This is a genomic window from Aeromonas sp. Y311-2 (assembly GCF_027706025.1).
In the GTDB taxonomy this organism is placed as follows: domain Bacteria; phylum Pseudomonadota; class Gammaproteobacteria; order Enterobacterales; family Aeromonadaceae; genus Aeromonas; species Aeromonas veronii.
On the sequence record NZ_JAPDCL010000017.1, the window covers coordinates 44,739 to 65,231 of the forward strand.

The window sequence follows — 20,493 nt, forward strand, 5'->3', positions numbered from 1 at the left end:
ATGGCCCAACACTTTAACAAAACCCCTGACCATGCGAAGCGTCTATCTCTCCCCGTTGTTGCTGGTGTGGTTGCTAATGCTTCCCCGCGCCGCCCTCGCCTTTGCGGTCGATATCTGGCCCGGCGGCGAATTCAGCGGCCAGCCGCTGCGCCAGCAGTGGCAGGAACCCGCAGCGGCAACCAAACCGCTGACCCTCTGTGCCCTCTACCCCCATCTGCGCGACGCCTACTGGCTTTCGGTCAATCAGGGCATGGTGGACGAAGCGAAGCGGCTGGGAGTCAAGTTGCAGATCCACGAAGCGGGGGGCTATGGCGCCCTCGTCGAGCAGCGCCAGCAGTTGCAGCGCTGCGTGCAGGAAGGGAGCGACGCCATCTTGCTCGGCGCGGTGAGCTATCAGGGCTTGCGCGAGGCCATCAAGGTCACGCCGCTGCCGGTCTTTGGGCTGGTCAACGATCTGCCCAGCGGTCTGGTGCAGGCGAAGGTGGGGGTCTCCTGGTACCAGATGGGCTGGCAGATTGGCCACTGGCTGGCGCAGCGCCACCCCGCCGGCAGCAAGCCGGTCTCGGTCGCCCTCTTCCCCGGCCCGCAGGCAAGCGGCGGCAACAACTTCGTCGAGCCGGGCTTTGCCGACGCCATCAAGGGGAGCGCCATCAAGCTAGTCACCACCGAGCGCGGCGACAACAGCCGGGAAATCCAGCGCACCCTGGTGCAGCAGACGCTGGCCCGCTATCCCGACCTCGACTATCTGGTGGGCGGTGCCATCGCCGCCGAAGTGGCGGTCAACGAGCTGGCGCAGCGCCATCTCGACCGGCCCCAGGTGCTGAGCACCTACTTCAGCCACGGGGTACAGCGTGGCCTGCGCCGAGGCAAGGTCCTGGCCGCCAACAGCGATCAGATGCGGCTGCAGGGGCGCCTTGCGGTCGCTCAGGCGGTCTGCCTGCTGCAACACCCTGATGCCAGTGCCGAGCAGTGCCCGCGGGTGATGGGGCCACCCATTCTGACGCTGTCTGCACCGCTGGCAGACCCCGCCGATTCCCTCTCGGATGGCGCTTTTCGTCCCGTCTATCGGGTCGAATAGCCGTTCCAAATCCGATTAACACACTCAAGGAGAAGAGATGAAAGAGTTACATGCCAGCTGCCTGTGCGGCGCCGTTGCCCTGACCCTGCCGGATCAGTTCGACTATATGGGGAACTGCCACTGCAGCGAATGCCGCAAGTTTTCAGGGGGAGATTACGCCTCGGTCGGCGGACTGGATGGCAACAAGGTCACCATTGTGAAGGGGGAAGAGGCCATCAGCCGCTACCGCAAATCGGCAGAGACCACCCTGGCCTTCTGTCGTCACTGCGGCTCCAGCCTGTTCAGCCAGAAGAGCAGCAGCGGCAAGATCAACCTGCGCCTCGGGGTACTGGATAATGTGCCGAGCCAGCGACCCGCATTTCACATCTTCGTCGGATCCAAGGCGCCCTGGCACCAGATTGGCGACGACTGCCCGCAATTTGATACCCGCCCGCCGGTCTGATACCCGGTCAAACAGGTCAAGGCCGCCGCAAAGGGGTCAGGAGGCTATCTCGCCGGCAAACAGATAGCCTTCACCATGGACGGTGACAAACAGCTGGGGATCCCGCGGATCCGCTTCCATCTTGCCGCGCAGCCGCCGGATCAACACGTCTATGGTGCGATCGCTCGGGCCATCGCCGCGATGGCTGATAAGGGTCAGGATCCGCTCCCGACTGAGCACCCGCCCGGCATGGGCGACAAAGGCCACCAGCACTTCATATTCGGCCTTGGTCAGACGCACCGGCACTCCGTCCTTGCTGAGCTGGCGGCGGGGAATATCAAAACGCCAGGGGCCAAAGCGCACCGCATCGTCAGCCACCGCAGGCTCGCTCGGCGCGGCGGCCGCCAGCGAGATCCGCCACAGCAGATTCTTGACCCGCACCAGCAGTTCCCTGAGCTCGAACGGCTTGGTGACATAGTCGTCGGCCCCCATCTCGAGGCCGACAATCCGGTCTACCGCATCACTGCGGCCAGTGACCAGAATGATCCCCACCGTGCTGCGCGCCCGCAGTTCACGGGTCAACAGCAGACCATCTTCCCCCGGCTGATTGATATCCAGCATCACCAGATCGACCGGCTGCTCTGCCAGCACGGCGCGCATCTCCAGGCCGTTTTCGACCGCCGTCACCCGATAGCCCTCCCGCTCGAAATAGCCGGTCAGCTTCTCGCGGGTAACCGCATCATCTTCAACAACCAGAATGTGGTAGCTCATGGGCAGGGTTCACGATGGTCGACAAGGGAGGATTATTCTATTCACATTTTGTCATAAATACCCCTATTTCATTAATTTGTGGCGGCAGCCCTGTTCACAACGCCTCCCTATCATGGCTCCCATCAAAAAAGTGATGTGAGAGAGCATGATGAAAAAACTGTGGCACTTCCTGCGCACCCCCAGCCGTCGCTGGTCGGTACTGGCGCTGCTTCTGGTGGGCGTCGGCGTCACCCTGGCTGGCACCGTCGGCCTGCACTACGGCTTTGAGAAAACCAGCAGCCTCGAATTCTGTATCTCCTGCCACTCCATGAAAGACACCGTCTATCCGGAGTACAAGGAGTCCATCCACTTCAAGAATGCCTCAGGGGTACAGGCGGTCTGTACCGACTGTCACCAGCCGAAGGACTTTGTCGGCAAGGTGGCCCGCAAGATGGAGGCGGCCAACGACCTCTATCAGGAGTACATAGGCCACAGCATCGACACCCAGGAGAAGTTCGAGGACCGGCGCCTGCATTTGGCCGAGAAGGTGTGGGCACGGATGAGCAGCCAGAACTCCAAGACCTGCAAGTCCTGCCACAGCTACGACAACATGGATCACGCCAAGCAGTCCCCGGCGGCCGCGCTGGCGATGAAAGACGCGGCGGCGAAGAACATGAACTGCATCGAGTGCCACAAGGGCATCGCCCACGAACTCCCCAACATGGCGGGGGGCTTCCGGGCCACTTACGCCACCCTGGTCAACGACGCGCAAGAGGCGCCAGCCGCCGAGACCCTCTACAACTTGGGTGAAAAAGATCTCTACGCCAGCGAGCAGAGCACCGACCCGGTCGGCAAACTGCTGCCTGCCTCCCGCATCGACGTGGTGGACCGCAGCGGCGATCGCCTCAAGGTGACCATCGAAGGGTGGCGCGAGAGCGATGGCAAGGGCCGGGTGCTGAGCGAATACATGGGCAAGCGGGTCTTCGTCGCCACCATCCGTGATGAACTGAAAGCGAGCGAGAAAGTGCTCAAACAGGAGACCGACAGCGCCACCCATATCAAGTGGGAGCAGGTTCAGGTGCAGGCCTGGGTCGATGGCAAGGGCTTTGAGCCCTCGCTCAAGCCGATCTGGGATTACGCCGGCGAGATGTACAAATCCACCTGCAACTCCTGCCACGGCGCGCCGGATCCCGCTCACTTCACTGCCAACGGCTGGATTTCGGGACTCAAGGCGATGTCTGCCTACTATCGCCTGAGCAAGGAAGAGGAGCGCACCCTGCTCAAATACCTGCAAAACCATGCCGCCGATACCGGTGGTCAGGGCAGCCACTAAGTCCGGATTCGAAAGAGGAATAACAAGATGATCAATATTTCCCGTCGTGGTTTTCTGGGTGGCTTGCTGGCCAGCGGTGCCTCTGCCCTGATCGGCCCCTCCCTGCTCGGTCGCGCCGTGATGGCCGCCGAGTCTGGCGACAAGCTGGTGCAGTCCGGCTCCCACTGGGGCGCCTTCCGTGCCCGGGTGGTCGATGGGCGCTGGGTCGAGACCCTGCCGTTCGAGCACGACAAGCACCCCACAGACATGCTCAAAGCCTTGAGTGAAGTGGTCTACAACCCCTCCCGCATCCGCTACCCCATGGTGCGGCTGGACTGGCTGCGCAAGGGGCACCAGTCCGACACAAGCGAACGCGGCCAAAACCGCTTCGTGCGGGTCACCTGGTCCCAGGCGCTGGACTTCTTCTATCACGAGCTGGAACGGGTGCAGAAGACCTATGGCCCGAGCGCCCTCTATGCCGGCCACTCCGGCTGGCAGTCGGTGGGCAAGCTGCACTCCGCAGGTGCCATGCTGGGGCGCGCCATGAACCTGCACGGCACCTATCTGGCCAAGGCCGGTGACTACTCCACCGGTGCCGCCCAAGTGATCCTGCCCCACGTGGCGGGCGCCATGGAGGTGTATGAACAGCAGACCTCCTGGCCGCTGGTGCTGGAGCACAGCAAAACCATCGTTATCTGGGGCTCCGATCCCATCAAGAACCTGCAGGTGGGCTGGCTGGTGCCGGATCACAGCGTCTACGACTACTGGGCACAGCTGAAAGAGAAGGTGGCCAAAGGCGAGATCCGGGTGATCAGTGTCGACCCGGTCAAATCCAAGACCCAGAAGTACCTCAATTGCGATCAGGTGACCCTGAATCCGCAGACCGACGTACCGCTGATGCTGGGCATCGCCCACACCCTCTACAGCGAGAAGCGCCATGACGAGGCGTTCCTGAAGAACTACACCACCGGCTTTGACAAGTTCCTGCCCTACCTGCTGGGCACCAGCGATGGTCAGGTGAAGGACGCCGAGTGGGCCGCCGCCATCTGTGGCGTCCCTGCAGAGACCATCCGCGAGCTGGCCCGCACCATGAGCAGCGGCCGCACCCAGCTTATCGGCGGCTGGTGCGTGCAACGCATGCACCACGGCGAGCAGTACGCCTGGATGCTGGTGGTTCTGGCCTCGATGATTGGCCAGATCGGCCTGCCGGGGGGCGGTTACGGCTTTGGCTGGCACTACAACGGGGCGGGCACCATCACCTCCAGCGGCCCCATCATGTCCGGTTTCAGCTCGGTCATTCCCGGGGTCAAGCCGCTCCATGACGGCGACTGGAAGGGCTACTCCAAATTCATTCCGGTGGCCCGTTTCGTCGACTGCATCCTCAATCCGGGCAAGCAGATCGCCTTCAACGGCCAGACCATCACCTACCCCCACATGAAGATGGCGGTGTTCTGCGGCAACAACCCGTTCCACCACCAGCAGGATCGCAACAAGATGGTCGCCGCCTGGCGCAAGCTGGAAACCGTGGTCAGCATCGATCACCAGTGGACCGCCAGCTGCCGCTTCGCCGATATCGTGCTGCCCGCCACCACCACTTATGAGCGCGATGACATCGAGCAGTGGGGCTCCCACTCCAACGCGGGCATTCTGGCCATGTACAAGGTGGTAGAGCCGCTGTTCGAGGCGCGCGATGACTACGACATCTTCGCCGATCTCTGCCGTCGCTTCGGTCGCGAGGCCGAGTTCACCGGTGGCAAGAGCAAGCTGGAGTGGATCCAGAGCATCTATGACGACGCCCGCCTGCAGGGTCGCGGCATCGGCATTCGTCTGCCCCGTTTCAGCCAGTTCTGGCACGGCGAGGGCTTCGTCACCTTCCCGGCGGGCCAACCCTGGGTGCGCCACGAGTCGTTCCGTCAGGAGCCGGATCTGGAACCCCTCGGTACCCCGTCTGGCCTTATCGAGATCTACTCCAAGACCATCGCCGACTACGGCTACGGGGATTGCCCGGGCCATCCGGTCTGGATCGAGCCCTACGAGCGCTCCCACGGCGGGCCGGGCAGCAAACAGTACCCGCTGCACCTGCAATCCTGCCACCCGGACAAGCGGCTGCACAGCCAGCTCTGCTCCTCCGACAACTACCGCGCCACCTACACGGTGCAGGGTCGCGAGCCTGTCTATATGAATCCGCAGGATGCCAAATCCCGCGGCCTCAAGGACGGCGATCTGGTGCGGGTGTTCAACGGTCGCGGTCAGGTATTGGCCGGGCTGGTGGTGAGCGATGACTACGCCCCCGGCGTGGTGCGCATTCAGGAAGGAGCCTGGTATGGCCCGCAAGAGGGCGGCAAGGTGGGTACGCTCTGTACCTACGGCGATCCCAACGTGCTGACCGCCGACATCGGCTCCTCCAGCCTGGCGCAGGCCACCACGGCCCATACCGCGCTGGTGGAGATCGAGAAGTTCCGCGGACAGGCGCCCGCCGTCACTGCCTTCGGCGCGCCGGAATCGGCCAAGGGCATCGACCCCATGTTCCCGGCACTCTGACCCCAGGGGGACGAAAGCGCCCCCTTGAGTTTCCTTTATTTTTAAAGTCGTTAGAATCGGGAGCCATCAAGGCTCCCGATTGCCATCCACGGAGGAAAAATGCAGGAATTTATGGCTACCAGCGAACGCCGGGCCGAACTCTACTGGTGGTTCTCCACCCTGTTCGCCGCCGAACTCAGTGATGAGCAGATCGCCGAATATGACACCTATGATGTGCGAAGCTTCCTGAAAAGCCTCTCCACCCTGGATCCGATGCGCGAAGCCGTGGCCGAACTCAACGAGGCCATCGCCCGCCTGCTGGTGCGTCCGGATCGCCAGCTGGAACTCGCCGCCGACTTCGCCGGTCTGTTTCTGGTGGATCCCAAACAGGGCGCCCTGCCCTACGAATCGCTCTACCGCGGCGAGGCCAAGCTGCTGATGCAGGCCCCGATGGCCGAGATGCAGGCCCGCCTCGATCGCCTCGGTATCAATGTCAGCGATAAATACAAAGAGCCTGCCGACCATCTGGCCATCGAGCTGGATCTGATGGGCAATCTCATCATCCGCGCGGCGGAAGCCAAGAGCGCGGCCGAGCGGGAACGCTGGCTCGACGAGCAGGAAGCGCTGCTGCACGGTCATCTGCTGGGCTGGTTTGACAAGTTCGAAAGCGCCTGTCGCGCCGCCGACCGGTTTGGCTTCTACGGCGCCACTGCCCGTCTGCTGGGGGTATTCCTCAAGATGGATGCCAACTACCTCTCTCTGGTCAAACCGGCACCGTCTGCCGACTGAGGCCGCGATGAAGACAGCCCTGCTTCTGATTGCATGCTGGCTGCTGGCCCTGATCCCGCTGGATCAGGGCATTACTCCCCTGATTGCGCTGCTGTTCAACCCAGATCGCGAGCTCTACGGCACCGCCCAGCTCACCGGATTTGCCGGCATCCTGCTCACCCTCTACCTTGCCAATCTCGGCGTCGAGGTGGTGTTGCGCCGCCGCTTCCAGATTGCCGGCATGCTGGCGCTGCTGGCCGCCTGGATCGACTTCATCAACAGCAGCGGCAGCGAGTCGCACTTCCTGCTGCTCTATCTGCTTGCCCTCCCCTTCCATCTGATCGGCTGGCTGGTACTGGTGCGCGGCATTCAGGCGTTTGGTCGCCAGAAGGGATAACCTCTCGCCCCTTTTTCCATCCTTTTTATCAGGTTTTTCTGCCTATTCTTGCCGTCAAAACAACCAGATAACTCCGCTTGACTCCCGGCCAAACAGTTCGTGCCATACTGACAACTGATGCAAATGATAAAACAATCAATGCCGAGGTCATCATGGATGGGAAGCTTTTCAACGCCGACACCGAGGCAATGTTGACCCAGCTGTCAGATCACACCGTCCTGGAACAGCTGATGGATAATGCCCCTCTGGGCATCGGCGTCTTTGACTGTGAATTTCGCTACCGTAAAGTCAATCAGGTGCTGGCCGACATCAATGGCAAGAGCATCGAGGAGCATCAGGGCAAGCACCTCAGAGAGGTGGTTCCCAAGCTGGCACCGACTCTGGAGCCCATGTTTCAGCAGATCATGCGAAGCGGCATGCCCTACGTGGATATCGCCATCACGGGCCAAACCGCGGCGTACGACAGCAGCTCCCGCCGTTTTCAGGCCACCTACAGCCCGATGCGTGATGAGAAGGGGGAGCTGAACGGCATCCTCGCCATCGTACGGGACATCACCGAGCAGTACGAAACCGAACAACGGCTGCAGCTGGCAATGCGAGCGGCCCAAATCGGGGTGTGGGAATGGCACGTTGCGGAGGACAGATTACTGTTCGACGGCCAGATTGAGCCGCTGCTGGGCATCGAGGCCAACCAGTTCCACGGCGGGCTGCAAGCGTTCGTCGACTGTTTTGAACCGGAATCCGGCAGCCAGCTCAAGGCCGCCCTGCAAAGTCATGACCCCATCCATCTCACCCTGAGCTACCTCACCACTCTCAACGAGCGCCACTGGGTCGATATTCATGCCGACCATGTCCCCGCCACCGAGTCGGTCGGCCACCGGGTCATGGGGGTCATTCACAATGCCACCGCCCGCCGCCGTCAGGAGGAGCGACTCCATCAGGCCAACGTGGTATTCGATACCACTGCCGAGGGGATCATCATCCTCGACAGCGAGCACCATATTCTGTCTGTCAACCCGGCCTTCACCATGCTGACCCAATACAATGCCGAGGAGGTGATAGGCCGCACCCCGGATATCATCATGCATCCCAGGCGCTACACCGACCTCGACTATCCCTGGTATCACCTGCGCCCCGGCAACAACGCCTGGCATGGCGAGATGGTTTGTCTGCGCAAGGATGGCAGCTACTTCTCCTCCTGGCAGCAGATCAGCGCTGTCTATGACAACTTCAACAACACTACTCACTATGTGATCGCCCTCTCCGACATCAGCGCCATTCGCAAGGTGGAGGCCGAGCTGAATCACCTTGCCTATCACGATCCCCTGACCGAGCTGGGCAATCGTCATCTGTTGCAGGAGCGGCTGGCCCTTGAGCTGAAAACCGCGCAGCTCAATCGCAAACGGTTGGGGCTGCTTTTTATCGATCTGGATGGCTTCAAGCTGATCAACGACAGCCTGGGCCACGGAGTTGGCGATGAGTTGCTCAAGCGGCTGGCAGAGCGGATCCGCGGCTGCCTGCAACACAACGATCTGGCGACCCGCCTCGGGGGAGACGAGTTTCTGGTGCTGATCCCCTATCTGGAGGAGCCTGACGAGCTGGCAACCCTGGCCAATACCCTGCTGACCGTGTTGCGTGAACCGGTTGAGCTGGCCCATGAGCTGGTGGCGATCTCGGCAAGTATCGGTATTGCCATCTATCCGGATCATGCAGACAGCCCGGAAACCCTGGTCAGCGCCGCCGACAGCGCCATGTACGAGGCGAAAAGTCAGGGGCGCAACGGATTCCAGTTCTATACCCCCTGCATGGCGGCTCGAGCCCGCGAGCGGATGCAGATTGAGCAGGGTCTGCTCAAGGCCCTGGAGCTCGAACAGCTCTGCATCTTCTATCAACCCATGACCAATCTGGCCAACGGCCACCTGAGCGGACTGGAAGCCCTGCTGCGCTGGCAGCATCCCAATGAGGGGATGATAGCGCCGACCCGTTTTATTCCGGTGGCGGAGGAGTGCGGCCTGATCGAGAAAATTGGGGAGTGGGTGATGCGCAACGCCTGCGAGCAGGGACAAAACTGGCTGGCCGCCGGACTGCCGGTGCCCCGCTTGTCAGTCAACGTCTCGGTGCGGGAGATGCGCTCCCCGGGCTATATTGAACGGGTCGCCGCTATTCTGGCAGAGACCGGATTTCCGCCAGAACGGCTCGAGATCGAGGTGACTGAGAGCATCATCCAGCGGGTCGAACAGAGTCTGGATCTCTTTACCCGCCTGAAAAATCTCGGCGTTCAGATTGCCATCGATGACTTTGGTACCGGCTTCTCGTCACTGAGTCTGCTCAAGACCCTGCCGATCGATCGCATCAAGATCGACCGGGCGTTTGTGCAGGCATTACCGGAAGACAAGAACAGTCGGGAGCTCTGCCGCACCATCATCAATCTGGCCGACAGTCTGGATATGGAGGTCACCGCCGAAGGGATTGAAACCAAGGCACAACATGCCTTTTTGCAGTCACTCAACTGCGGCGAAGGACAGGGTTATCTGTTCAGCAAACCACTGCATGTCGAACATATGGGAGATCGCCTGCATCAACGCTACGTCTGATAGCGGCAGGCAATCATCATCACCAGCCGGGAGGCATCCGCCTCCTGGCTGCCGACCGGATTACCACTCGATCTGCAAGCGGGATTCCCAACCATCATCACGATCATTGAGCATGCGCGTCAGCGGTGATTCGCCAGCATAACGGGGAGCTGGCTCGCTGAAGGTGAGTCTGGTACCGGGCTCTTTGGCCTGCCATGCATGACCAAGCTGATCAGCCACCCGATCCCGCAGCGCAGGTGAGGCCTCCTGATGGGTGATCGCAAACTCTTTCGGAGGTTCGCCAGCGGGCACTGGCGCATCAAACTGCCAGAGGGATGCACAGAGCAACAGAGAAAACATCATGACCTCCAATTAATCGACACGCCCCCTTTTACCCACTCGCCGATTAATTGTCACTCTTTGTCCTGTAACCAACTGTTGCCGCCTATCCAAAAGTCTAATTGCCCCCATCAGCCAAAGGTATAAGTTGTTACTTAATTATTAAAAGTATGTATTCAAAGGAGTGAGTGATGAGCGAGAGCAAGGTCTACCCGGTCAAACCCCACATCAGCAGCAATGCACTGCTAGACAAGGGCGACTACGCCGCCATGTATCAGGCCTCCGTCGAGGATCCCGATACCTTCTGGGGAGAGCAGGGAAAAATTCTCGACTGGATGAAACCCTATAGCAAGGTCAAGAACACCTCCTACGATCCGGGCCATGTCTCCATCAAGTGGTTTGAAGATGGCCAGCTCAACGTCTCTGCCAACTGTCTCGATCGCCATCTCGCCGAACGGGGTGACAAGGTCGCCATCATCTGGGAAGGGGACAACCCCGCCGAAGATCGTAAACTCACTTACCGCGAACTGCACAGCGAAGTGTGCAAGTTTGCCAACGTATTGAAAGCACAAGGGGTTCACCGCGGCGACGTGGTCTGCCTCTATATGCCGATGGTGCCCGAAGCCGCCATCGCCATGCTGGCCTGTACCCGCATCGGCGCAGTACACAGCATCGTATTCGGCGGCTTCTCGCCAGAAGCGCTGGCTGGCCGCATCATCGACTCGGGCTCGCGCATCGTCATCACCGCCGACGAGGGGCTGCGTGGTGGCCGTCCGGTGCCGCTCAAGAAGAATGTGGATGAAGCGCTCACCAACCCGGAAACCCAGGTCAACAAGGTGATCGTGCTCAAGCGCACCGGCGGCAATGTCGCCTGGCACAATCACCGCGACATCTGGTGGCATGAAGCGACCGCCGCCGTCAGCAGCGACTGCCCGCCCGAGGCGATGAACGCCGAAGATCCGCTCTTTATCCTCTATACCTCCGGCTCCACCGGCAAACCCAAGGGGGTGCTGCACACCACTGGCGGCTATCTGGTCTATGCCACCCTCACCTTCAAATATGTGTTCGACTACCACGAAGAGGATATCTACTGGTGTACCGCCGATGTGGGCTGGGTCACCGGCCACTCCTATCTGGTCTACGGGCCGCTTGCCAACGGTGCCACCACCATCATGTTCGAAGGGGTGCCCAACTACCCGGCCACCAACCGCATGAGTCAGGTGGTGGACAAGCACCAGGTCACCATTCTCTATACCGCCCCCACTGCCATCCGCGCCCTGATGGCCAAAGGCAACGAAGCGGTCACCGGCACGTCGCGCCAGAGCCTGCGCATCATGGGTTCGGTGGGTGAGCCCATCAACCCGGAAGCTTGGGAGTGGTACTACCGCACCATTGGCGATGAGCGCTGCCCCATTGTCGATACCTGGTGGCAAACCGAGACAGGCGGCATCCTGATTACGCCGCTGCCCGGCGTCACCGACCTGAAACCGGGCTCGGCAACTCGTCCCTTCTTCGGGGTGCAACCGGCGCTGGTCGACAACATGGGCGAGCCGCTCGAGGGCGCCACCGAGGGCAATCTGGTGATCACTGACTCCTGGCCGGGTCAGATGCGCACCGTATTCGGCGATCATGAGCGGTTCGAGCAGACCTACTTCTCCACCTTCCCGGGCCGCTACTTCACCGGCGACGGTGCCCGTCGCGACGAGGACGGCTACTACTGGATCACCGGTCGGGTGGATGATGTACTGAACGTCTCCGGCCACCGCATGGGTACCGCCGAAATTGAATCGGCGCTGGTGGCCCATCCCAAGATCGCTGAAGCCGCGGTGGTGGGGGTTCCTCACGAGATCAAGGGTCAGGGTATCTATGCCTATGTTACCCTGATCGCCGGGGAAGAGCCGAGCCGCGAGCTGCACAAAGAGGTGAAGGAGTGGGTCCGCAAGGAGATTGGCGCCATCGCCACGCCAGATGTCATTCACTGGGCAGAGGGGCTGCCGAAGACCCGTTCCGGCAAGATCATGCGCCGCATCTTGCGCAAGATCGCCACCGGCGAGACCGACAGCCTGGGAGATATCTCCACCCTGGCGGATCCGGGGGTGGTAGACAAACTCATTCGCGAGAAGTCGGAAGCTGCCTGATCCCGCTTCGTTTGTTGCTCAATAAAGCCGGCCCTGTGCCGGCTTTGTCGTTTCTCATCTGCCAGCAAACAGCAAGGCGGTAGCTACGGAGCCTTGCCGACCAAAACGTGTAATAAATAGCCAGATGTAGAGATTAGACCAGTAAAATGCTGCTAATTTTCACGAAATCAATATAATTGCGAAATCTGTGTGCCAGGGCACACCGATTTGCGCAGAAAATGGCTAGATTTCTGGTAGTCCACAAGATAGCTGATAGATAGCAGCATTATCATCGAGGATGTACTCAATATGTCGCAAAATCACCGCATTCTCCTGCTCAACGGACCAAACCTGAATCTGCTGGGCAAACGGGAACCGGGTATCTACGGCAGCAAGACGCTTGATGAGATCGTCGCCGATCTGAAGCTTAACGCCAGCGAACTCGGTGTCACTCTGGAACATCTGCAATCCAATGCCGAACATGAGTTGGTCGGCCGCATCCATCAGGCCATGGGCCAGGTGGATTTTATCATCATCAATCCGGCCGCCTTCACCCACACCAGCGTCGCCATTCGCGATGCGCTGCTGGGTGTCGCCATCCCTTTTATCGAGGTTCACCTGTCAAACGTCCATGCCAGGGAGCCGTTCCGTCATCACTCCTATCTGTCTGATGTCGCAAAAGGGGTCATTTGTGGTCTGGGGGCCGATGGCTACCAATTCGCTTTAACCGCGGCCGTGCACCATCTGCGCGCGGCTTGATAATCACTGATCAGATAAAGAAGAAAGAGAATGCTAATGGATATCCGCAAAATCAAGAAGCTGATTGAACTGGTTGAAGAGTCCGGCATCGCCGAACTGGAGATCTCCGAAGGTGAAGAGTCCGTTCGCATCAGCCGCAACTTCTCCGGTCAGGTGACCACCGCCATGCCGCAGATGATGATGCAGCAAGCTGCTCCGGTTGCCGCACCTGCCGCTGCCGCCCCGGTTGCCGCCGCACCGGCCGCAGATGCCGCCCCGAGCGGTCACCTGATGCGCTCCCCGATGGTTGGCTCCTTCTACCGCTCCTCCAGCCCGGATGCCAAGCCGTTCGCGGAAGTGGGTCAGCAAGTCAATGTCGGCGACACCCTGTGCATCGTCGAAGCCATGAAAATGATGAACCAAATCGAGTCTGACAAGGCCGGTGTGATCAAAGCGATCCTGGTTGAAAATGGTCAGGCCGTCGAATTTGACGAGCCGCTGTTCATCATCGAATAAGGGAAATCGCCACCCATGTTGGACAAAGTAGTCATCGCCAACCGCGGTGAAATTGCCCTGCGGATCCTGCGCGCCTGTAAAGAGCTCGGGATCAAGACAGTGGCCGTTCACTCCACCGCCGACCGGGAGCTCAAGCATGTGCTGCTGGCCGACGAATCCATCTGTATCGGCAGACCGGCCAGTACTGAATCCTACCTCAACGTCCCGGCCATCATCGCCGCCGCCGAGGTAACCGGTGCAGTGGCCATCCACCCGGGTTACGGCTTTCTCTCCGAGAACGCCGATTTCGCCGAAGTGGTCGAAAAATCCGGCTTCATCTTCATCGGCCCGCGCGCCGAGACCATTCGCCTGATGGGTGACAAGGTCTCTGCCATCGAAGCGATGAAGAAAGCGGGCGTACCGTGTGTACCGGGCTCTGACGGCCCCGTCGACAACGACGCCAAGCACAACGCCGCCATTGCCAAGCGCATCGGCTATCCGGTGATCATCAAGGCCGCCGGTGGCGGTGGTGGTCGCGGTATGCGCGTGGTGCGCAATGAAGCGGAACTGGCGGGCGCCATTGCCCTGACCAAATCCGAAGCAGGCCAGTTCTTCAAGAACGACATGGTCTACATGGAGAAGTACCTGGAAAACCCGCGCCACATCGAAATTCAGGTGTTGGCAGACGGCCAGGGCAACGCCCTCTATCTGGGCGAGCGTGACTGCTCCATGCAGCGTCGCCACCAGAAAGTGGTGGAAGAGGCGCCGGCACCCGGCATCACCGCCGAAATGCGCAAGTTCATCGGTGAGCGCTGTGTGCGTGCCTGTATCGAGATCGGCTACCGCGGTGCGGGTACTTTCGAGTTCCTGTACGAAAACGGCGAGTTCTATTTCATCGAAATGAACACCCGTATCCAGGTTGAGCATCCGGTCACCGAGATGGTTACTGGTATCGATCTGATCAAGGAGCAGCTGCGCATCGCCGCCGGCCAGCCCCTGTCGATCACCCAGCAGGATATCCGCATCCGTGGCCATGCCATCGAGTGCCGGATCAACGCCGAAGATCCGGCCACCTTCATGCCCTCGCCGGGTCTGGTTCAGCGCTTCCATGCGCCGGGTGGTCTGGGCGTGCGTTGGGACTCCCACATCTATGCCGGTTACAAGGTACCGCCCCACTACGATTCGATGATCGGCAAGCTGATCTGCTACGGCGAGAATCGTGACATTGCCATCGCCCGCATGCGCCATGCGCTGGACGAGCTGGTGGTGGAAGGGATCAAGACCAACGTACCGTTGCAAAAAGAGATCATGAAAGACGAAAACTTCCAGCACGGTGGCACCAATATCCACTATCTGCACAAGAAGTTGGGTCTGTAAGGATCGCTGATAGAGACCGGACTTCCGATGGAAGTCTGCTCCGCAAGGAGCCTCTGCTGAAAAAGGGCCATGGCGACATGGCCCTTTTTTGTTATCCTTGCGCCCCTCAAATTTGTCGGAGGCCAAGGTGAACCGTTTTGCTCTCGCCCGCCGGGAAGCAGCTTTCTGCCTGCTGCTGACCCTGTTCTACTTCTTTGCCTGGTATGGCACCGCCTATTTTATCCCGCTCCAGCTGGAGTTGTGGGGTCTGCCGTTGTGGTTCCTGCTCAGCTGCATGGTGATGCCGCTGCTGTTCATTCTGCTCTGCGCCCTGATGGTGAACCGGCTGTTTGTGGAGATCCCCCTCGATACCCACTCCCCTTCCGGCAAGGAGTCATCCCATGAATCTTGAGTTGATGCTGCCGCTCGTCATCTATCTGGTGCTGGTGCTGGGGGTGGGTTTCTGGGCCAGCCGCCATCGCGCAGAAGGCAACTTCGTGCAGGAGTACTTCATCGGCAACCGCAGCATGGGCGGGCTGGTGCTGGCGATGACGCTGGTTGCCACCTACACCTCGGCCTCCTCCTTTATCGGTGGGCCGGGCGCGGCCTACAAGATCGGTCTGGGCTGGGTGTTGCTGGCGATGATCCAGCTGCCCACCGTCTGGCTCACCCTGGGGGTGCTTGGCAAGAAGTTCGCCATCATCGCCCGCCGGGTCAATGCGGTGACCATCAACGACATGCTGTGGGCCCGCTATCAGAGCAAGGCGGTGGTGATCCTCGGCTCCGTTACTATCATCCTCGCCTTTATCGCGACCATGGTGGTGCAGTTTATCGGCGGCGCCCGCCTGCTGGAGACCGCCACCGGCCTCTCCTACCAGCAGGGGTTGATGCTGTTTGCCAGCTGCGTACTGCTCTACACCATCATCGGCGGCTTCCGCGCCGTGGTGATGACCGATGCCCTGCAGGGGATCATCATGCTGATCGGCACCGGCGCCCTGCTGGCAGGAATTCTGATTGCCGGTGACGGGCTGCCGAACCTTATCCACCAGCTCAGGGAGATCGATCCCAAGCTGGTAAGCCCGCAAGGGGCTGGCGACATGCTGACCCAGCCCTTTATGCTGAGCTTCTGGATCCTGGTCTGTGTCGGGGTGGTGGGGCTGCCCCACTCGGCGTTGCGCTGCTTTGGCTATCGCGACAGCAAGGCGCTCCATCGCGGCATTCTGATCGGCACCGTGGTCAGCGCCCTGCTGATGTTCGGCATGCATCTGGCGGGCGCACTTGGCCGCGCCATCCTGCCAGGCATGGACAGCCCGGACAAGATCATGCCCTCCCTGATGATGGAAGTGCTGCCCCCCTGGCTGGCCGGGGTCTTTCTGGCTGCGCCGATGGCGGCCATCATGTCCACTATCGACTCCCAGCTGATCCAGGCTTCCGCCACTCTGGTGAAGGATCTCTACCTCAACTATCTGAGTCCAAAGCAGGAGAAGCTGGAGGTGCGCATCCCCCGCCTCTCCCTGCTCTGCACCCTGATCTTGGGCACCCTGGTGCTGCTGGCGGCGTTGCAGCCCCCCGAGATGATCATCTGGCTCAACCTGCTCGCCTTTGGCGGTCTGCAGGCGGTGTTCCTCTGGCCACTGGTGCTCGGCCTCTACTGGTCGCGGGCCAACGGCCCGGGCGCACTGGCCAGCATGGTCAGCGGCATCGTCAGTTATGGGGTACTGAGTCAGTGGGGGATCAAGCTGGCTGGCCTGCACGCCATCGTGCCAAGCCTCACGCTGGCGCTGGTGGTCTTTATCACGGTCAGCCTGCTGACGGCACCGCCCTCGCGGGAAGTGCGCGAGCTTTTCGGGCAGAAATAATAAAAATATAAATTAGGGGTTCCAAAACTATCCCCAAATAGGTGTTTTCCGGTTAAACTGTGCGCCAAGTCACAGAACGTAGCCGCTGTATGCCCGTTAAAGCCACTCGACAAGTCGTTACTCAAGCCCTGCAGCGGCTCGGTTATGCCCTGCTGCTGCCCGTCTCCATCCTGCCGATGGCGGCGCTGATATACCGGCTTGGGCAACCCGACGTGCTCGATTTGGCGGTGCTCTCCCTCACCGGTCAGGCGATCTTCAGCCAGATGCCGCTTATCTATGCGGTGGCGATCGCCTTTGGCCTGAGTCAGCAGGAGCTGGGCGGACAGACGCTGGCGGGTGCGGTCAACTTCCTGCTGCTCAGCACCGCCTTCAATACGCTGGCCCCCAACCTGCACGCCGACATGATCTGCGGCCTGCTGGCGGGACTCACCACCGCCATTATCTATCCCTGGGTTCACCAGCAAACGCTACCCCGCTGGCTGCAGATCGCCAGGGGGGAGTTTCCCAGCCTGCTGGTGTCGGCCTTGGCCTGCCTGCTGATCGCCATCCCCCTCTCGCTGCTGTGGCCACCGCTGGAGCGCGGGCTGACCCTGCTCACCTCCGAGCTGCTCACCACGCCGTTTGGCGCCTTCTGCTACGGTACTCTCAACCGACTGCTGATCCCGCTCGGGCTCCATCAGGTATTGGGCAGCGTCATCGGCCTTGGCGAGAGCAACCTGCAGGCGCTGGCCACCGCCCAGCCCCTTCATGAAGGGTATGTGGCCGGTCTCTACCCCATCATCATGTTCGGCCTGCCGGGCGCCTGTTTTGCGATCTGGCTGCACCGCCAGCGGATGCAGCGGCTGCCACAGGGCGGGCTGCTGCTCACCCTGGCGCTCACCTCGGCGCTGGTGGGGATCACCGAGCCCATCGAATTTCTGTTCGCCTTCACCGCCCCCTGGCTGTTTCTGGCTCACGCCCTGATGACGGGGCTCTCGCTCGCCGTTTGCAGCGCGCTCGGTATCAAGGTGGGCAGCTACTTCTCCGCCGGCCTGCTGGATCTGGTATTGAGCTATCAGGCGGGAGAGCACAGCTTCTGGATCATTCCGGTCGGTATCCTGTTCTTCGTCGCCTACACCCTGCTCTTTTATCAGCTGCTTGAGCGCGCCCCCCTCAGCATGCCGAGCAAGCCCATCGCCAAGGAGCACCCGCGCCTTGCGAGCGTGGTGCCCACCGACCCGCAGATGCTGGCGATCCAGTACCTCAAGGTGCTTGGCGGGATGGACAACCTGCAGGCGATGAGCGTCTGCCTGACCCGTCTCAGCCTGCGAGTGCGCGACATCAGCCGGGTCGATCAATCCCGTCTGCTGGAGCTGGGCTGCCTCTCCTGGATCGTGCTCAACGACCACCAGCTGGTACTGGTGCTGGGCCCCAGCGCAGGGCTTATCGAGGGGCAGATCCGCATGCTGGCAGAGCGCCAGTCGGTGCCGCTCGGCCTCAAGCCCAATCAGGAGTCGGCCAGCCAGAGCAGCTGGTAGTTCAGGCAAACGGCAGCCGTTCGGCCACAAAGTCCATCAGGGTTCGCAAGGCGGGAGCGAGATGCTCCCGGCTCGGATAGATGAGATAGAAGGGGTTGGGCGGCACGGCGAGCTCCGGCAGCACCTTCTGCAATCGGCCACTCGCCAGATCCCCCTCGCAGACATGATGGGGCAGCAAGGCAATCCCCCCTTCGTTGATCGCCAACTCCCGCAGCGCCAACAGGCTGTTGCTGATGCAGGCGCCCTGCGGCCGCCAGCCTCCCTCCTGCAGCGGCCAGAGCGGCAGCGCCGAGTGCACCAGACAGGCGTATCGTCCCAGATCGCTCAATTGCTGCGGCATGCCGTGGGCCGCCAGATAGGCGGGGGCCGCCACCAGATGGCGCGGCACCTGACCGATACGCCGGCAGATCAGGCTGGAGTCTTTCAGCGGCGCCGCCCGCAGCGCCAGATCGTAACCCTCGCCCACCAGATCAAGCTGCTCATCGCTCAGGGTCAGCTCCAGTACCACCTCGGGGTAAAGCGCACGAAACTCGGCCAGGATCCGGCCAAGCAGCAGGGTGCCGGTCGCCTCGGGGGCAGTGATCCGCACCCGCCCCGCCGGGGCAGAGCGCAGCCGTGCCATCGCCAGATTGGCACTGCGGGCCAGTGCCAGCAGCCCCTGACAGTGCTCCACATAGAGTTCACCCTGTGGCGTCAGGCTCAACCTGCGGGTGGTGCGCTGCAACAGCCGCACCCCGAGCTGGGATTCGAGCCGCGAGATCTTCTGGCTCACCGATGACTTGGGCATCCCAAGCAGCTCGGCGGCCCGGGTAAAGCTCCCCTGCTCCACCACGGTGGCAAACAGTCCCATCAACTCCAGATCGACATTGTTCATATATTCAAACAGTCTTTACCGATTACCCATCTTAATCTTGATAATCAACCAGACTAGAGTGAGTGGCAATCCCGAACACAGCGATTTGAAAGGAAAAACCATGAAAGCCATTGCCCTGACTCACTATCTGCCAAGCGACCACCCCGACTGCTTCATCGCAGCCAACCTGCCCGATCCGGTTCCGGGTCCGCGGGATCTGCTGGTGCGGGTCACCGCCACCTCCGTCAATCCGGTGGATACCAAGGTGCGCTCCCCCAAGGCCAAAATTGAAAGCTCGCCCCGGGTACTGGGCTGGGATGCGGTGGGGGAAGTGGTCGCCACTGGCAGCGAAGTCACCCTGTTCAAGGCGGGCGACCGGGTCTGGTATGCCGGCGATATCAGCCGTCCGGGCAGCAACAGCGCCCTGCAACTGGTGAATGAGCGCATCGCCGCCATCGCCCCCACCAGCTTGAGCGATGTGGAGGCCGCAGCCCTGCCGCTCACCGCCATCACCGCCTGGGAGACCCTGTTCGAACGCTTCGCTCTTACCCGCGAAAGCCGTGGCAAACTGCTGATCATCGGCGGCGCCGGTGGCGTGGGCTCCATCGCCATCCAGCTGGCTCGCCAGCTCACCGACATGGAGGTGATTGCTACCGCCTCCCGCCCCGAGAGCCGCGAGTGGTGCCTCGAGATGGGCGCCCATCAGGTTGTGAACCACCACAAGTTGCAGGAGGAGCTGACCGCCCTTGGCATCACTCAGGTCGATGCCATCTTCTGCACCAACGCCACCGCCGAGCACTGGGCCACCATGGCAGGGCTGATCCGCCCGTTTGGCCATATCTGCACCATCGCCGAATCGAGCGAGCCGTGGGATCTCTCTCTGCTCAAGAGCAAGAGCGTCACCTTCAGCCAGGAGTTCATGTTCACCCGCTCCCTGTTCCAGACGCCGGACATGATCGAGCAGCACCGCCTGCTCGGCCGGGTGGCGGCACTGGTCGATGAAGGAGTACTGCAGACCACCCTGACCAGAACCATCCCGTCGCTGACCCCGATCACGCTGGCTCAGGCCCATGCCGAGGTGGAAGCGGGCCGTATGGTTGGCAAGCTGGTGATCGACATGAGCGACTTTGCCAACTAAGCCCTCAAACGCACCATGATGGGATAAGTTCACCAAGGAGATGCCCCAAACGGGCACAACCAGCGGCACTCATGACTGCCTGTGGTAGGCCAACGTCCGACAATCAGCCAAAAAAGAGGCCATTTCGCGAGAAATGGCCTGAATACCTGAACATTGGGGTAACAATCACACACATATCCTTATGCAGGACAATCTAGTCTTTGCATCTGGCGTGCCAACAGCAGCATGAATGCGCCCAAACGGCGTCAGCCCGTCCTTGAGC

At 61.0% G+C, this 20,493-nt stretch carries 18 protein-coding genes; 15 read left to right on the forward strand and 3 right to left on the reverse strand.

Going from position 1 to position 20,493, the window contains the following annotated elements; genetic code table 11:
* Nucleotides 1-31: 31 nt before the first annotated feature.
* Together torT and OKC42_RS15715 are read left to right on the forward strand one after the other, a co-directional pair.
* Entirely contained in the window at nt 32-1,078 is a 1,047-nt protein-coding gene (torT, locus tag OKC42_RS15710) for a TMAO reductase system periplasmic protein TorT (protein ID WP_100654436.1), read from the forward strand.
* Nucleotides 1,079-1,115: 37 nt separating this feature from the next.
* Nucleotides 1,116-1,520 carry a GFA family protein gene (locus OKC42_RS15715; RefSeq protein WP_270820210.1) on the forward strand — a complete coding sequence of 135 codons (405 nt, stop codon included), beginning with the start codon at nt 1,116-1,118 and terminating at the stop codon, nt 1,518-1,520.
* Nucleotides 1,521-1,556: 36 nt separating this feature from the next.
* Here the strand turns inward: OKC42_RS15715 and torR are convergent, their stop codons facing one another.
* A complete protein-coding gene (torR, locus tag OKC42_RS15720) occupies nt 1,557-2,270 on the reverse strand; it encodes a two-component system response regulator TorR (protein ID WP_270820211.1) in 714 nt (237 codons plus the stop codon).
* 145 nt (nt 2,271-2,415) lie between these two features.
* Between torR and torC the strand changes: the two genes are divergently transcribed.
* The 5 genes from torC to OKC42_RS15745 all read left to right on the forward strand — a co-directional run bounded on the left by torC (nt 2,416) and on the right by OKC42_RS15745 (nt 9,840).
* A complete protein-coding gene (gene torC / locus OKC42_RS15725) occupies nt 2,416-3,582 on the forward strand; it encodes a pentaheme c-type cytochrome TorC (RefSeq protein WP_270820212.1) in 1,167 nt (388 codons plus the stop codon).
* A 27-nt stretch (nt 3,583-3,609) separates the two neighbouring features.
* Nucleotides 3,610-6,102, forward strand: coding sequence for a trimethylamine-N-oxide reductase TorA (gene torA, locus OKC42_RS15730; RefSeq protein WP_151286973.1), 2,493 nt, complete (start codon nt 3,610-3,612; stop codon nt 6,100-6,102).
* 99 nt (nt 6,103-6,201) lie between these two features.
* Complete coding sequence (gene torD, locus OKC42_RS15735; protein WP_270820214.1) at nt 6,202-6,870, forward strand: molecular chaperone TorD; 669 nt, start codon at nt 6,202-6,204, stop codon at nt 6,868-6,870.
* 7 nt (nt 6,871-6,877) lie between these two features.
* A complete protein-coding gene (locus tag OKC42_RS15740; RefSeq protein WP_005358420.1) occupies nt 6,878-7,246 on the forward strand; it encodes a hypothetical protein in 369 nt (122 codons plus the stop codon).
* A gap of 152 nt (nt 7,247-7,398) precedes the next feature.
* Nucleotides 7,399-9,840 (forward strand): sensor domain-containing protein, encoded by a 2,442-nt coding sequence (locus OKC42_RS15745; RefSeq protein ID WP_439829869.1) that lies wholly within the window; start codon nt 7,399-7,401, stop codon nt 9,838-9,840.
* A gap of 60 nt (nt 9,841-9,900) precedes the next feature.
* On the opposite strand, the gene OKC42_RS15750 is transcribed toward OKC42_RS15745, so the two are convergent.
* Nucleotides 9,901-10,182, reverse strand: a complete 282-nt coding sequence (locus tag OKC42_RS15750) for a hypothetical protein (RefSeq protein ID WP_225315392.1) — start codon at nt 10,180-10,182, stop codon at nt 9,901-9,903.
* A gap of 167 nt (nt 10,183-10,349) precedes the next feature.
* On the opposite strand from OKC42_RS15750, the gene acs reads away from it, so the two are divergent.
* The 7 genes from acs (at nt 10,350) to OKC42_RS15785 (ending at nt 18,240) form a co-directional block, all read left to right on the forward strand.
* Entirely contained in the window at nt 10,350-12,296 is a 1,947-nt protein-coding gene (gene acs / locus OKC42_RS15755) for an acetate--CoA ligase (protein WP_005358416.1), read from the forward strand.
* A 288-nt stretch (nt 12,297-12,584) separates the two neighbouring features.
* Nucleotides 12,585-13,034, forward strand: coding sequence for a type II 3-dehydroquinate dehydratase (gene aroQ, locus OKC42_RS15760; RefSeq protein ID WP_005338907.1), 450 nt, complete (start codon nt 12,585-12,587; stop codon nt 13,032-13,034).
* Between the two features lie 36 nt (nt 13,035-13,070).
* Nucleotides 13,071-13,529, forward strand: coding sequence for an acetyl-CoA carboxylase biotin carboxyl carrier protein (gene accB, locus OKC42_RS15765; protein ID WP_005338908.1), 459 nt, complete (start codon nt 13,071-13,073; stop codon nt 13,527-13,529).
* Nucleotides 13,530-13,544: 15 nt separating this feature from the next.
* Entirely contained in the window at nt 13,545-14,885 is a 1,341-nt protein-coding gene (gene accC, locus OKC42_RS15770; protein WP_005338910.1) for an acetyl-CoA carboxylase biotin carboxylase subunit, read from the forward strand.
* 127 nt (nt 14,886-15,012) lie between these two features.
* Entirely contained in the window at nt 15,013-15,276 is a 264-nt protein-coding gene (locus tag OKC42_RS15775; protein ID WP_005349483.1) for a YhdT family protein, read from the forward strand.
* Nucleotides 15,266-16,723: a sodium/pantothenate symporter gene (panF, locus tag OKC42_RS15780; RefSeq protein ID WP_058059446.1), complete on the forward strand. Its 1,458-nt coding sequence runs from the start codon at nt 15,266-15,268 to the stop codon at nt 16,721-16,723. The genes OKC42_RS15775 and panF overlap by 11 nt, the downstream gene beginning before the upstream one ends.
* Nucleotides 16,724-16,812: 89 nt before the next feature.
* On the forward strand, nt 16,813-18,240 hold the full coding sequence (locus OKC42_RS15785; protein WP_270820215.1) for a PTS transporter subunit EIIC: 1,428 nt from the start codon (nt 16,813-16,815) through the stop codon (nt 18,238-18,240).
* 1 nt (nt 18,241) lies between these two features.
* On the opposite strand, the gene OKC42_RS15790 is transcribed toward OKC42_RS15785, so the two are convergent.
* Nucleotides 18,242-19,114, reverse strand: coding sequence for a LysR family transcriptional regulator (locus tag OKC42_RS15790; protein ID WP_270820217.1), 873 nt, complete (start codon nt 19,112-19,114; stop codon nt 18,242-18,244).
* Nucleotides 19,115-19,214: 100 nt separating this feature from the next.
* Here OKC42_RS15790 and OKC42_RS15795 point away from each other — a divergent pair, with 100 nt between their 5' ends.
* Nucleotides 19,215-20,231: a zinc-binding alcohol dehydrogenase family protein gene (locus OKC42_RS15795; RefSeq protein ID WP_270820218.1), complete on the forward strand. Its 1,017-nt coding sequence runs from the start codon at nt 19,215-19,217 to the stop codon at nt 20,229-20,231.
* Nucleotides 20,232-20,493 lie beyond the last annotated feature (262 nt).